The following is a 13,790-nucleotide window of genomic DNA, read 5'->3' on the forward strand; positions in this document are numbered from 1 at the left end:
GAATAAATATCTGTTAATCTTCACCACTTAGGAGAGCAATATGATAGGTTTGAGTTTTTTGTTAACAAATAAAAATATTTCAACTCATAGCTCTTTTATTCTCTCTTATATTATTGATTTTGTTTAATGGTCCCCTTTTTGTGGGACTTTTTTTTTGGAGGAAAAGATGGATAGTAATGTTTTCAAAGGTCGTTCTCTAACTGTAATTGAAGACTTCTCAATCGAAGAGAGAAGATATTTCTTTCAGAAAGTAAATGAGCTAAAGAATGCAATTATTTCAGGTGATGAAGTAACGCAGGATAAATTTAGAATTAATGATCCTGATTTCGGTATATACGAAGTATTCTTAGAGGATAGCACTAGAACAAAGGAATCCTTTAGAAATGCAGCTAAGTTTCACCATGCAAAGGTATCAGAGCTCCTTTGCTCTTCTTCCTCAATAAATAAGGGTGAAAGCTATGCTGATACCTTTAATATGCTTAGTGGATACTCAAATACTATCTTCATCGTAAGAAGTAAGGTTGAAGGCCTTTGTAAGTGGCTCGATGATGAATCAGCACTTTACACTAAGAGAAATAGCTTACCAATTAAGCCAGCTTTTATTAACGCAGGAGATGGAAAGCATGAGCATCCAACTCAAGAGCTTCTAGATGAGTTTACATTCCTAGAGGATAATGAGATGAGCTTTGACTCAATCCACGTTGCATTAGTTGGTGATTTATATCATGGTAGAACAGTACACTCTAAAGCAGATGGTTTAAAGCTCTTTAATAAGGTAAAGGTTGATTTAATTGCTCCAGTTGAGCTTGCTATGCCAGAGAATTACCTTGAAAAGATGAAGAATAATGGCTTTGAGGTAAGAGAATTTGCATCAATCGAGGAGTATTTAAACCAAGATGATGTTGCAAAGATGTGGTACTTCACAAGACCACAGCTTGAGAGAATGGGTGAGAGAATCCTTCAAAAGCAGGATTACTTAAGAAAGAGCATTACATTTAGAAAGGAGTTTATGGATAAGCTTCCTGAGAACACTAAGTTCTACCATCCACTCCCACGTCATAAGGAGCACCCAACAATTCCTACCTTCCTAGATAATACTCCACTCAACGGCTGGGAGCGTCAGGCTATCAATGGTATGTATTGTAGAATGGTTCTTCTTTCCTTAATCGCAGGAAAAATCGGTAGTGATTTCAAGCCAAGCGTTGTTAAAGCAAATCCAATTGAGGATGAGGAGTATATTGTAAGTGTTCCTGTAAATAAGGAGAAAAAGACAGATAAAACATACTCTGAGGGTGTACATCCAATTGAAAACGGAATTGTAATTGACCACATCTGTAAGGGTGATTCTCCAAGTGAGATTAGAAACCACATGAGATTAATTAGTACTGTCCTTAACTTAGATGAAAGTAAGGGTGGTGAGTGGATCAGCTGTGGCTCTGATGGAAACTATAAGGGAATTATCTTCCGCCCAGGACATTACGAGCTTACAAGAAAGGATTTAAAGAGATTAGCATCAGTAGCTCCGCATTGTACCTTAAATATTATTAAGGATGGTCATGTTGAAGCAAAATATAGAACTCATATGCCACCAAGAATCTATAACTTTGAAGATTTATCATGTAACAATGAAGCATGTATAAGTCACCCAATAAATGGAGAAGGTGTTCCTGCAATGTTCTATCGTAATCCTGAGGGTCTTTTTGAATGTGCATATTGTGGAAAAACACACTCATTTAAAGAGATTTGGAAGAGCAGAAGATAAACTCTTGTGAGGAAGCATTTTCTCGTTTAAAATTATCAAAATAGTTTATTAGTGTAGGAGTGATTATGAAAACAATAGAAGAAATTACTAGATACTACGGTCCACAGCTTGCAAAGGGTGCATTTGAGCTTGGTGCAATTAGACTAAGTCCAAATGATCCATTTACTTGGGCAAGTGGATATAGAATGCCAATTTATAACGATAATAGACAATTCTTAGCAAAATCATCTTATAGAGCATTAATTTGTGATGCTTTTTCAGATATGCTAGCAGCGCTTGATTTCGATCCTGAAAATATTGCAGGAACTTCTACTGCTGGAATTCCACATGCAACAACCCTAGCTGATAGACTCCATAAGCCACTTTCATACATTCGTTCTTCAAGTAAGGACCATGGACTTCAGAATCAAATTGAGGGTCTTGGAAAGAATGGCTCCTATGAGGGAAAAAAGGTTGTATTAATTGAGGATTTAATTAGTACCGGTAAGTCATCACTACAGGCTGTTAATGCAATTATTAACGCAAATGGCTTAGTACCATATTGTTTAGCTATCTTCACATATGGTTTAGATGCCGCAACAAAGGCATTTGAGGCTGTAGAGCCAAAGTGCGAACCATTTACAATTCTTTCATACCCAGTAATGATCCAGACAGCTGTTGAGGTTGGATATATTAATGATGAGGATGCTAAGACTCTCCATGAGTGGAGAGAGGACCCATTTGCATGGGGTGCTAATCATGGCTTTGAGAAGGTAGAGAGGTAATATATGAGCTACATTGAATTACTAAGACAAAGTGCAGAGGCTGTAAATAATATTGTATGTATGGGCTTAGACCCTCAAATTGATGCGCTTCCAGGAGAAGGTAGCCCAAGAGAAAAGATTAATACCTTCTTCGATGAGCTATTTCATAGGATGAAGCTTGAAGGAGTATCTCCTGCAGCATTTAAGCCAAATATTGGATATTACAGTGCACTAGATAATCCTAGAGAGGATGATTTCTCTGGCTCCCAGGCACTTTGTGATGTACTTGATATGCTAGATGGCTTCTTCCCTGGTATTCCTGTTATCCTTGATAGCAAGAGAGGTGATATCGCACGCTCAAGCTTAAATTATGCAATTGAAGCCTTTGATAAGTGGGGTGCTAATGCAACTACTATTTCACCATACATGGGAACAGACTCTATCTTACCATTTGCATATGAGGATAAGGGTGTATATATCTTAAATAGAACTAGTAACCCAGGTGGTGCTGTATTACAGAACCTACATATCCTTGATCCAATCGATGAGAAGGAAATATATCCACTATACACTGCTGTTGCTCATTTAATTGCTTCACTTGCAAAGGACCATCTAGGACTTGGAGCTGTAGTTGGTGCTACAAATATTCAGGAGCTTAAGGATATTGCAAAGTATTACGCTAATAAGGATATCCCAATGCTTATTCCTGGAGTTGGTTCTCAGGGAGGCTCAGCAGAGGAGGTTATGGCTGCATTAAGAGGTGAGGGATATGATATTAAGCTTGCACGTATCAACTCTTCAAGTGCATTAACTCATCCTTGGAAGAAGGCTCCAGTTCCTGAGGATTATTTAGATATTTGTTTAAAGAATATTAAGTCTCTCGTGGAGAAATGCTCTCTATGATTGATAGAATTAAATCTATTAAGGGTGCACACCTAAATAATGGTGTGCATCTTTCTACTGTAAGTGGTGTTGCTTCAACAAAGCCAGAGCTAGTTAGATATTTTGATAAAAAGCAGGAAGCTATAGATATTATCACAACTAAAAGCTTCCAGGTTAATCCTAATCCAGGAAATAGAGAGCCTGTAATTTGTGAGATGGCTCCAGGGTCTTTTGGTAACTCTGTAGGACTAAGAAACCCAGGTCTTGAAAAGAGCTTACCACCACTTGAAAAACTAAGAAATGAAGGATTAAGAGCACTTTTAAATGTTTCAGTAAGTGCTTCAAATGTTGAAGATTTTATTACTCTTATAAAGGCCTTTGATAATATTGCTGATTCAATTGAATTAAACTTTTCATGTCCTCATGCAGCAAAGGGCTTTGGCGCATCTATTGGATGTGACCTAAATATTGCAGCTGAATATGTAAGAGAGATAAGAAAAGCATATCCTGAGCAAAAATCAGCACTCCTAATTAAGCTTACTCCAAATGTTGAAGACATTGGAGCAATAGCTAAAGCTGTTATAGCTGAAGGTGCAGATGGTATCGTTGCAATTAATACTGTAGGCCCTGAGGTTCATATCCATAAGGAAAGTGGCCTTCCAATTCTAAATAACAAGCTTGGTGGAAAGGGCGGTAAGAGCGGTAAATGGGTTAAGCAGAGAGCTCTTGAGGCTGTTAAGCAAATTAGAGATGCTATTGGAGACGAGCCTATTATCATAGGAATGGGTGGAATGTGTGATGCCTATGATGTTGCTGCAATGGTTACAGCCGGTGCCGATGCAGTTGGACTTGGCTCTGTATTTGGAACTGTTAATCAGCAGGATTGGAAAGCATATTTAGATACTCTAAAGGATGAAAGCATTTCATTACTTAGTGGTAATGAGATAGCTAACAAGGCTTCTAAATATATTAGACAGGATAATAGAATGGAGTATACTAAGCATAAGGTTATCTCTGTTGTTGAGCATACTAAGGATATGCTTATCCTCACTCTTAGTGGAAAGCTTAATTGTCAATCTGGAGAGTTTGCATTCCTATTTATTCCAGGAAAGGGCGAAAAGCCATTTAGTGTAGCTCATAATTCTCCATTAACCTTCTTAATTAGAAGAAGAGGTGAATTTACAGATGCTCTCTTTAATCTTAAGGAGGGTGATGAGGTTTACACTAGAGGGCTATATGGCAAGCCTCTAAGCCATGAGAAAAAGAAGAATGTTCTCTTAATTGGTGGTGGCTCTGGTGTTGCTGTTCTTCCATTACTCTGCGATATGATTAAAGCAGATGATTCAAAGGTAGATGTATTAGTTGGAACTACATTAGAGCCAATTGGTGTTGATGGAAAGGCGCTCTTTGAGGATTTCTTTAAGAACTTTGGCACCTACACTGTTATTGCAGATGAAGGAAAACCAGGTAGAGTATTAGACCACATTAGCGAGCACTTAAGAAGTGTCTCTGATACTGCAGTATATATCGTAGGACCTGAGAAATTTATGTCTATAGCTGCTAAAAAACTCTTAGAGCTAGGTGTAAGTAAGGACTATATTTATCTTTCTATGGAGAGAAGTACTATGTGTGGTATTGGTATGTGCGGTGAATGTGTTTGTGGTGATCGTTTAGCTTGCCAATATGGTACATTCTTTACATATACATATCTACTTGAAAATGCTAAGGAGCTACTTGGATGATTGATGCACACGTTCATTTGCGAGACTTTAACCAAAAAGAAAAGGAAACTATTGAGCATGGCTTAAGAGTTGCCAAATTAGCTGGCTTTCAAAGAGTATTTGATATGCCAAATTGCAATCCTCCATTAACTAGTAAGGAGGTTGTGCTAGAACGCTTAGCTCTCGCAAGTGAAAGTGTAAAAAAGCATAAGGTCGCTTACCACCTTTATATGGGCTTAACTAATGATGAAGAGCAAATAAAGGAAGCTGTTAATACCTATTTTATGCTCTTTCCATTAGTTGTTGGCTTAAAGATGTTTTTAGGTCAATCAACTGGTAATATGGGAATAGTTTCATATAGCGACCAGGAAAAGGTTGTTAGAGCTTTAACTCAAGCGGGCTATGATGGAGTTTTAACTGTCCATGCAGAAAAGGAAAGCTTAATGAAAAGCGAGCTTTACATTAAGGGACATAGTGAAACTCACTCTCTAGCTCGTCCAAATGAATCAGAGATAGAATCGATTAAGGATATAATTAAAATAGTTAAAGAAACTGGCTTTAAGGGAAAGCTCCATATTGCTCATATTTCAACTAAGGGTGGAGTATTAGAGGTAGTTAAAGCTAAAAAAGAGGGACTAAAGGTATTTATGGGAGCAACTCCTCACCATGCGTTACTAACTATTAATGATGCAAAATTAAATCCTCTTTTAAAGGTTAATCCTCCACTAAGATGTGAAGAGGATAGAGCCTTTATCTTTGAAAGTATTTTAAATGGTACAATAGATAGTATCGAAAGTGACCACGCTCCACATACCTTAGAAAATAAGGAAAATGGTGCATCTGGTCTTCCTGGCTTTGGTGGTATGCTAATTTTATTAAATAAGCTAAAGGAAAAAGGCGTTAGCGAGGAAAGACTAAAAGAGCTTTATGGCTTAAATGTATTAAAGGAATTTAATTTAGAGAGTGAAGATATCTTAATTCCTACAGATGAGATTAGAAGAAAGAAAAGAATTGAGAAGGAATATCCATTTGATCCCTTTTCTACATTTTAGTCTCTTCTAAGCTAATAAGAATACTCTTTGACGTACTCCCACGGGCAAGCCCATGGGAATCTGGCCATGGTAACGACGGCTGCGTCCCGAAGGATGTCTTACACCGTCTCTGACCCGCGAGACCCGTCCGGCCTCGCCTTATGGTTTAGGCGTCCTTCGCCTGTTCCATTCGATTCATGATACGCTTTGCCTCAGCGAGTATATTCACCGCGGCATTCACGTCCCTGTCGTGATACACCCCGCATTTCGGGCAGGTCCACTCACGGACACTGAGGTCTTTGGTGCTCGGCCACACATGCCCGCAGACGGAGCAGGTTTGGGACGACGGGTAGTACCGTCCAATCCTGATTACCCTGGTCTCGTACTTTCGGGCACACCACTCCAGGATTTCCACAAACTCCGAAAACGCATAGTCGTGGACCTTGCGTCCCCAGAGCCTCGCCATACCCTTGATATTAAGGTCTTCTATGGCTATGACGCCGTACCTTGAACAGAGTTCGTGGCTTAGCTTCCAGAACCAGTCCCTTCTCCTGTTTGCGATGTCCTGGTGCCTGCGGTACAGTGCCTTCAGTGCACGCTCGTATCCGTTGCTCCCCATCACCTTACGGCTCAGGGCACGGTTCGCTTTTCGGACTTCGTTTACTCCCTGTCTGAAAAACTCCGGGGATCTGATCACACTGCCGTCCGACAGCGAAAGGAACATCTTGAGTCCGAAGTCCATGCCGACCTCACCGCGCCCGTCCCTGGTTTCACGCATGGTGACGGGGCTGTCGGTGGTGACGTAGACGAAGAACTCTCCGAGTATGTTGCGCTTTATCGTTACGGTCTTGATTTTGATCCGTTCCAAAAGTCCATCATAGGAGTCCCAGTATCTGTAGATGTGTCCGTTTATGCTGATACGTCCGCCAGTAAGGAATCTGTATCCCGACTGTTTGTAGGTGACGCTTTTGTACTTTTTGACCTTGCGACGACGCGGTGGCGAACATTTGACTCCCTTCTCCCTGTTAGTGAAAAACAGCCGGTACGCCCTGTATATCCTGTCGGTTATCTCCTGTACTGCCTGGCTTCCCACATATCGCCAGTGGCGGTTTTCATCCACGTTGCGAAGACCACGGAGCTGTTTCTGAAGTTCATATTTATCCAAAAGCTTCCCAGTTTCGGTATAGTGGTCCTGTATGATTGTCAGTGCCGTGTTGTATATGATACCGGCGATATTTATCATATCACTAAGGTATCCGAAGTCATCGCTATTGTACAGTTTTACTGTCAGTGTCCGCATGACATCATTATAGCACATTTTATGGCATTACGCATTATCGCCTTTCATCTCTCGGCCAAGGCACGTGGGCTTTCTCGGCGGTTAATTTGTAAATATTTATTTTTATTCTTCCCATTAATTATTTATTGCTTTATAGTGTAGTAGTATTTTTGATAAGGAGATTATGGATTATGTCAACTAAAGACGATGGAAACCCTTTGCCTAGTTATTTTTATCTTGAAAGAATAATCCATCTTCACTTGTCATGATTTTTTAGTCTTGCATTTTGTAGATGGAAAATGGAGTGCAGGACATGATTACTATTAGAGCTAACGACGATAAGCGCAATTATACATGGGTAGATGTTAGAGATGTTAATAGAGAGGATTTATCTGTATTAACAGAGGAATACTCAATTTCATCAGATTTATTAGCAGATATTTTGGACCAGGATGAACAGTCAAGAATTGAAAGAGGGGATGATTATACCTCTATAATTGTTCGTATCCCACTAGATGATGAGGACCAGGATTCTCCATTAATTCAAAATGCTATCCCACTTGGTATTATTCTTTATAAGGATAAGGTCATTACAATTTGCCAAGGTGATAGTGTAGTTCTTGAGGACTTTTCAAAGAGAAGATTCAGACAGTATCCAGTTGCAACAAAGGAGGGCTTTGTCCTTTCAATCTTAGGCCGCTCTGCTTTAGTCTTTATTAGAATGCTTAAATATATAAATAGACAGAAGGATATTGTAGAGGAGAGACTTCATGATGTTGTCACTAATGATGAGATCATAAGATTACTCGATATACAAAAGTCTTTAGTTTATTTAACAACAAGCTTAACAACAAATGAAAGCTTACTTGAGAAGCTCTCAAAGACACCTATATTTAAATTAAATAGTGAAGAGGAAGTTGACTTTCTAAACGATGTAATAACAGATAATAAGCAGGCTATAGCCATGGCTAATATCTATTCAAGTATCTTAACAGGTACTATGGAGGCATTTAGCTCGATTTTAGGAAATAATATGAACATCATAATGAAGAGGCTCACTATTATTTCACTTGCCTTAATGTTCCCAACCTTTATTACAGGCTTCTTTGGAATGAACGTAAGACTTCCTCATCAGGATAAATTCTTTGCGTGGGTTTTCTTACTAATTATTTGTATATTTGTTTCTATTTGCGGTTCCTTAATTGTTAATAACTGGGATGTTAGTAAGCACCAACTAAAGAAACGCAAAAAGAAAAAAGATAAAAATTAACGAATTACTCTATAGATAAAGCCCTTTAGATACTCACTTTCTGGAAATGATATTCTAATAGGGTGGTCATCGCCTGCACTTAGAGCTCTAATTATTTGAATCTCGCACCCTGCATCTGCAGCTGCATAGCAAATAGTTTGTCTAAGTAGCTCTCTTGTAACTGAGCCAGAGCAGGAAAATGAAGCAATTAAGCCACCATTTTTAATCTTCATCATAGCGACTCTATTTAAATCCTTATAGGCTCTTAGTGCATTTTCAAGCTTTCCCTTAGTTGCAGCAAGCTTTGGTGGATCGAGAATCATTAAATCATATTTATCTGCTTCAATTTTTCTCATTTCCTCAAATACATCACAGCTTTTAATTGTTACTTTCTCTCTTGAGCTATTTGGTATATTACCTTCATCCTCATTAATGTGTATTTGATATAGTAAATGCCTTAATGCACTCTCTGATGCATCAAGTGCATCAACGCTAATTGCACCACCACGAAGAGCATGTAGTGTAAAGGCTCCAGTGTAGGAGCAAGCATCGAGTACTACCTTATCCTGACAATAGGCTTCAACAATATTTCTATTATCTCTTTGGTCACAGTAGAAGCCAGATTTCTGGCTATTACTATTTTCCATCTCATATAAAATTCCAGATTCATAGAACCTTATAGTTGAGGAAGCTAAATCGGTAGAGCCATTTTTATCAAAGTATAATATCTTTTGAGGAAGAGACTCTGCTTTTGCATATTCCTTATCCATGATGGCTGTAATTGTTTCAGGCTTTAATAAGCTAAAAAGAGTATTCTTAATTAAATCTAAATTATTATATGCGTAGCGTGATGAGATTATTAGCTTAATGTGAGATGAGTATACATCACAGGCAAGACCTGGGATAAAGTCAGCTTCACCATGGATTAAGCGAAATGCATTATCTAAGCTTTTATTAAAGTGGTCCTTTCTTCTTAATATCGCAGCTTTAATTGCATTAACTAAGAAGCTATCATCTGGAATTACTTTTTCATCCCAGCTTAATAGATGAAGGATAATATGGCTCTTTTCATCGTAGTAGCCATATGCAATAAAGCTATTATCATTTGCTAATACTCTTGCTAATGCACCAGAAGTAAATTTTGGTTCAATTTTATCAATTGCACCTGAGAAAACCCAAGGATGGTGTTTTATTAATTGTTTTTCTTTATTTGGCTTTAATGTGACTGTATACATAGTAGAAAAAATAATAATTCAACACAACTTTTTCTTCAACACTACTATTTTTATTGATTGAGAATGAATAATCGTATATTGTATACAATAAATAAAGTAATTATTTTTTCATAGAAAAGAAATAAACAATATATAATATGCAAAAGGAGAAAAATATGAAAAAAGCAATACTAATTCCCGATTCATTTAAAGGCACAATGTCTTCAGCTGAGATTTGCTCAATAATGAAAAAAGAAATTCTAAAGTTTTATCCACAGTGTGAGATAATCTCAATTCCTGTAGCTGATGGTGGAGAGGGCAGTGTAGATGCATTCCTTGAAGCATTAGGTGGTGAGAAGATATATAAGAAGGTTTGTGGACCTTATAGTGGTGAAACAGTAGATGGCTACTATGGAGTATTACCAGGTAATGTAGCTATTGTTGAGATGGCTGCAGCCGCTGCTCTTCCAATGGTAGGAGATAGAAAGGATCCTTCAAAGACAACAACCTATGGTGTTGGCCAGTTGATTATGGATGCTGCATCTAAGGGTGTTGAAAAGATAATTGTAGGGCTTGGTGGTAGTGCTACTAACGATGCAGCCTGTGGCTTAGCAGCTGCTTGTGGAGTAAAGTTTTTAAATAGTGAGGGTAAGGAGTTTATCCCAGTAGGTGGAACTCTTGACCAGGTTGCCAAAATTGATACTTCAACAATGTGTGAAGAGCTTAAGAAAATTAAGATAGTTACTATGTGTGATATCGATAACCCATTCTATGGACCTGAGGGTGCTCCAGCAATTTATGGACCTCAGAAGGGTGCAGATGAGGCTATGATCAAGGACCTCGATGAGAAGATGAGAAAGCTATCTGAGGTAATGATCAGAGATTGTGGTGTTGATGTTCAACAGATCCCAGGCTCAGGTGCCGCTGGTGGTATGGGCGGTGGTATGGTTGCATTCTTTAAATCTGAGCTTCAGATGGGTATTGAAACAGTACTTGAGACAGTCCATTTTGATGACCTACTAGATAATACAGATTTCGTATTTACTGGAGAGGGTAGAATCGATGGCCAAAGCTTAAGAGGTAAGGTTGTAATTGGTGTTGCTAGAAAGGCAAAGGCTAAGAACGTTAAGGTTGTTGCTATCGTTGGTGATATCGGAAATGATGTTGGTGGCGCATATAAGGAAGGCGTAACTGGTATCTTCTCAATTAATAGAGTAGCAGTCCCATATAAGGAAGCAAGACCTAGAGCTAAAAACGATTTAGCATTAACAATGGAAAATCTATTAGCTTATACAGCAGCTCTTTAAATAATTATTTGGGCCTTCAGGAGAAATCTTGAAGGCTCAACCTTTTATAGCCTTTAATTCCTGAGCAAATTCCTCTGTTGTCTCATAAAGGACCTTACCAATAATACCCTTTGGATTAAAAGGCTTAGACGCAAAGGTGTAGGTCCAGGTTTCATCATTAATAGTTACATCAACCTTAGCACTTAATATTTTTTTATTACTCTTTTCATATTGAGTTTTTACATCCTTTATATCAGAAAATGAAAAGAGCTTAATATCATCCTTCATCGCAATTGCTGCAAATTTTTTATCTAAATCCTTAACAAAGATTATTACATTATTTTGGTCGTTAGCCATTCTCTTAACATAAGAAAAGTTTAACCCTTTTTCCTTTTGAAGTTTTATAAGCTCCTTTTCAATTTCATTACAAAGTACTTTAAATGAAGCTGAGCTAATTTGTTTACGCTTTTTAGCAGTCATAGTTGCGTACAAATTAAATAAAGTAAAGGCGATAAGAAATAGTGCTAGGATATAAGTAAGTATTGAAGTAATTGTCATAAGCGTATTGTATACTACTATAGAATCGATTGCAAAAGTAAAAATGGTATCTTAGAATTAACTAATGATTGAAATACTTGTGATCGTACCAGCTGAAGAGCTATATGAAGCTTTTAACAATGAAATAAATAGAATTTCAATTAATGGTGTACGCTTTACTACAACATATGCATATGGAACCGAAGAGTCAAAGCTTACTATGGTTAAGTCATATGATATCGTTGTTGTACGAGGTATGACAGGAAAGGCTGTATCACAACTATATCCAGAGGTTACTCGAGTTGATATCGCAATGAGCAGTGCAGATGTCCTCGAAGCTTTAGTAAAAATCAAAAGAAACTATAATAATGTTAAGGTAGGTCTAGTCCTCTCTGATATCTCAATATGTCCAATAGACGCAATAAAAGAGCTTACTAATATGGATGTACTCTTAAGACAGGTAAGAGATGAAAAGGATTTAGAGGGTGTAGTTAGAGAGCTTGAGAGCGAAGGGTGTGAGGTATTCTTAGGGGGCTTTACACTTAATCGTCTATGTAAAAGATTAAATATTAAAGCTGAATCGATATTAACTGGTAAGGAAGCAATAAGGAAATCAATTGCAGAAGCATTAAATGCTGCCTCAATATTAAATAGAGAGCGTACTCGTGTAAGCTTACTTCAAACTATATTAGATGTCACAGATAATGTTGTATTTGCAATTAATACCTTTAGGACAATAATTAGAGCAAATATTTTAGCTAATCAATTCTTTGGCTTTGATATCACAGGAAAAAATCTTAATGATATCATTACCTTTGGTGATGTATTTGAGCATATAACATCCTCCTTTGAGGTTGTTCAATGTATTAGTAATGAGATGGTATATGTGCGAATTGTTCCATTTGAAATTGATGGAGAGGGTAGTGGCTTTTTAATTACTATTAGCAAGATTGATCAAATTGAAAAAACAGAGAAATTTGTAAGAACAGAGCTTGCTAATAAGGGGTTAACTGCAAGATACCACTTTTCAGATATCATCGCACAAAGCTTACCAATGAGACAAATTATTGCAAAGGCAATTAGATATGCATCTGTCGATGGAAATATACTTTTAACTGGTGAAACTGGAACAGGTAAGGAGCTTTTTGTGCAGTCTATGCACAATGCATCCTCTCGTTCTACTGGTCCCTTTGTTGCTATTAACTGTGCTGCAATTTCAGAGCAGCTATTGGAAAGTGAGCTCTTTGGATATTCAGAGGGTGCATTTACAGGTGCAAGAAAGGGTGGAAAGAAGGGCCTTGTAGAGCTAGCTCATGAGGGAACTCTATTTTTAGATGAAATTGGAGAGCTCCCAATACAGCTTCAAGCAAAGCTACTAAGAGTATTACAGGAAAAGCAGGTTAGAAGAGTAGGTGGAGACGAGGTAATTCCTGTAGATGTACGAATTATGAGTGCTACTAACCAAAATATCCCTGAGCTAATTGAAAAGGGGCTATTTAGAAGAGATTTATACTACCGAATTAATCTTTTAACACTTCATATTCCTCCTCTAAGAGAGCGAGGAGCCGATATTCGGTTATTATTTACACACTATGTAAACAGGTATGCAACTAAGATGAAGCTGGTTGTACCTAAGATAGAGGAAAGTGCCTTTAAGCAGCTAGATGAATATAGCTTTCCTGGTAATATTAGAGAGCTCAGAAATATCTCTGAGAGAATAGTAATTTTAAATGGTAGTGCTAATATTACTGGAAGTACTATCTTTGAAACAGATGTACTTGAGGGTGAGGGTGCATATGTTACAAAGCTTAGTGAAGCAAAGGTTAGCTATAAAAAATTAAGTGATGAGGAGCTCTATAAAAAATATTTAGAGCTGGGTGTTTCTCTCACTGAGTTTATTAATATTTCTGGTATTTCAAGAACTACTTTGTGGCGTAAATTTAAGAAATTTGAAACAATATGAAACAATAGATGAAACTTAAATGAAACATTGAAATATAATTGAAACGTATTGAATACAATATATTTATTTTAATCAAAAAATATTTTTTACTTATAATTTACATTCCTAAAAGAAAATACAAGA

At 37.5% G+C, this 13,790-nt stretch carries 11 protein-coding genes; 8 read left to right on the forward strand and 3 right to left on the reverse strand.

Annotated elements, in window-relative coordinates:
- The first annotated feature begins 166 nt into the window (after positions 1 to 166).
- The 5 genes from FYJ80_RS00265 to FYJ80_RS00285 all read left to right on the forward strand — a co-directional run bounded on the left by FYJ80_RS00265 (position 167) and on the right by FYJ80_RS00285 (position 6,160).
- Positions 167 to 1,762, forward strand: a complete 1,596-nt coding sequence (locus FYJ80_RS00265) for a bifunctional aspartate carbamoyltransferase catalytic subunit/aspartate carbamoyltransferase regulatory subunit (protein ID WP_154424123.1) — start codon at positions 167 to 169, stop codon at positions 1,760 to 1,762.
- Positions 1,763 to 1,827: 65 nt separating this feature from the next.
- Complete coding sequence (locus FYJ80_RS00270; RefSeq protein ID WP_154424124.1) at positions 1,828 to 2,526, forward strand: orotate phosphoribosyltransferase; 699 nt, start codon at positions 1,828 to 1,830, stop codon at positions 2,524 to 2,526.
- A gap of 3 nt (positions 2,527 to 2,529) precedes the next feature.
- Positions 2,530 to 3,408 (forward strand): orotidine-5'-phosphate decarboxylase, encoded by an 879-nt coding sequence (gene pyrF, locus FYJ80_RS00275; RefSeq protein ID WP_154424125.1) that lies wholly within the window; start codon positions 2,530 to 2,532, stop codon positions 3,406 to 3,408.
- Positions 3,405 to 5,129, forward strand: coding sequence for a dihydroorotate dehydrogenase (locus tag FYJ80_RS00280; RefSeq protein WP_235899553.1), 1,725 nt, complete (start codon positions 3,405 to 3,407; stop codon positions 5,127 to 5,129). Before pyrF ends, FYJ80_RS00280 begins: the two co-directional genes overlap by 4 nt.
- Entirely contained in the window at positions 5,126 to 6,160 is a 1,035-nt protein-coding gene (locus tag FYJ80_RS00285; protein WP_154424127.1) for a dihydroorotase, read from the forward strand. The genes FYJ80_RS00280 and FYJ80_RS00285 overlap by 4 nt, the downstream gene beginning before the upstream one ends.
- Before the next feature lie 145 nt (positions 6,161 to 6,305).
- Here FYJ80_RS00285 and FYJ80_RS00290 read toward each other — a convergent pair whose 3' ends face one another.
- The gene (locus tag FYJ80_RS00290) at positions 6,306 to 7,439 is read right to left on the reverse strand and encodes an RNA-guided endonuclease InsQ/TnpB family protein (RefSeq protein WP_206360881.1); all 1,134 of its coding nucleotides are present in this window, start codon (positions 7,437 to 7,439) and stop codon (positions 6,306 to 6,308) included.
- Between the two features lie 292 nt (positions 7,440 to 7,731).
- Here FYJ80_RS00290 and FYJ80_RS00295 point away from each other — a divergent pair, with 292 nt between their 5' ends.
- Positions 7,732 to 8,688, forward strand: coding sequence for a magnesium transporter CorA family protein (locus FYJ80_RS00295; RefSeq protein ID WP_235899554.1), 957 nt, complete (start codon positions 7,732 to 7,734; stop codon positions 8,686 to 8,688).
- On the opposite strand, the gene FYJ80_RS00300 is transcribed toward FYJ80_RS00295, so the two are convergent.
- Positions 8,685 to 9,902 (reverse strand): class I SAM-dependent rRNA methyltransferase, encoded by a 1,218-nt coding sequence (locus tag FYJ80_RS00300; protein WP_154424130.1) that lies wholly within the window; start codon positions 9,900 to 9,902, stop codon positions 8,685 to 8,687. The two genes, FYJ80_RS00295 and FYJ80_RS00300, sit on opposite strands and share 4 nt — an antisense overlap.
- Positions 9,903 to 10,057: 155 nt before the next feature.
- On the opposite strand from FYJ80_RS00300, the gene FYJ80_RS00305 reads away from it, so the two are divergent.
- Entirely contained in the window at positions 10,058 to 11,188 is a 1,131-nt protein-coding gene (locus tag FYJ80_RS00305) for a glycerate kinase family protein (RefSeq protein WP_154424131.1), read from the forward strand.
- A 36-nt stretch (positions 11,189 to 11,224) separates the two neighbouring features.
- Here the strand turns inward: FYJ80_RS00305 and FYJ80_RS00310 are convergent, their stop codons facing one another.
- Entirely contained in the window at positions 11,225 to 11,725 is a 501-nt protein-coding gene (locus FYJ80_RS00310; RefSeq protein WP_154424132.1) for a hypothetical protein, read from the reverse strand.
- 64 nt (positions 11,726 to 11,789) lie between these two features.
- Between FYJ80_RS00310 and FYJ80_RS00315 the strand changes: the two genes are divergently transcribed.
- Positions 11,790 to 13,667, forward strand: a complete 1,878-nt coding sequence (locus FYJ80_RS00315; RefSeq protein WP_154424133.1) for a sigma 54-interacting transcriptional regulator — start codon at positions 11,790 to 11,792, stop codon at positions 13,665 to 13,667.
- Positions 13,668 to 13,790 lie beyond the last annotated feature (123 nt).

Origin of the sequence: Bullifex porci, assembly GCF_009695635.1 — a bacterium.
Lineage (GTDB): Bacteria > Spirochaetota > Spirochaetia > Sphaerochaetales > Sphaerochaetaceae > Bullifex > Bullifex porci.

Coding starts and splice junctions, on each gene's coding strand:
- FYJ80_RS00285 (WP_154424127.1), top strand. CDS start 5,126: ATGATTGATGCACACGTTCATTTGCGAGACTTTAACCAAAAAGAAAAG.
- FYJ80_RS00315 (WP_154424133.1), top strand. CDS start 11,790: ATGATTGAAATACTTGTGATCGTACCAGCTGAAGAGCTATATGAAGCT.
- FYJ80_RS00310 (WP_154424132.1), bottom strand. CDS start 11,725: ATGACAATTACTTCAATACTTACTTATATCCTAGCACTATTTCTTATC.
- FYJ80_RS00280 (WP_235899553.1), top strand. CDS start 3,405: ATGATTGATAGAATTAAATCTATTAAGGGTGCACACCTAAATAATGGT.
- FYJ80_RS00265 (WP_154424123.1), top strand. CDS start 167: ATGGATAGTAATGTTTTCAAAGGTCGTTCTCTAACTGTAATTGAAGAC.
- pyrF (WP_154424125.1), top strand. CDS start 2,530: ATGAGCTACATTGAATTACTAAGACAAAGTGCAGAGGCTGTAAATAAT.
- FYJ80_RS00270 (WP_154424124.1), top strand. CDS start 1,828: ATGAAAACAATAGAAGAAATTACTAGATACTACGGTCCACAGCTTGCA.
- FYJ80_RS00305 (WP_154424131.1), top strand. CDS start 10,058: ATGAAAAAAGCAATACTAATTCCCGATTCATTTAAAGGCACAATGTCT.
- FYJ80_RS00295 (WP_235899554.1), top strand. CDS start 7,732: ATGATTACTATTAGAGCTAACGACGATAAGCGCAATTATACATGGGTA.
- FYJ80_RS00290 (WP_206360881.1), bottom strand. CDS start 7,439: ATGCGGACACTGACAGTAAAACTGTACAATAGCGATGACTTCGGATAC.
- FYJ80_RS00300 (WP_154424130.1), bottom strand. CDS start 9,902: ATGTATACAGTCACATTAAAGCCAAATAAAGAAAAACAATTAATAAAA.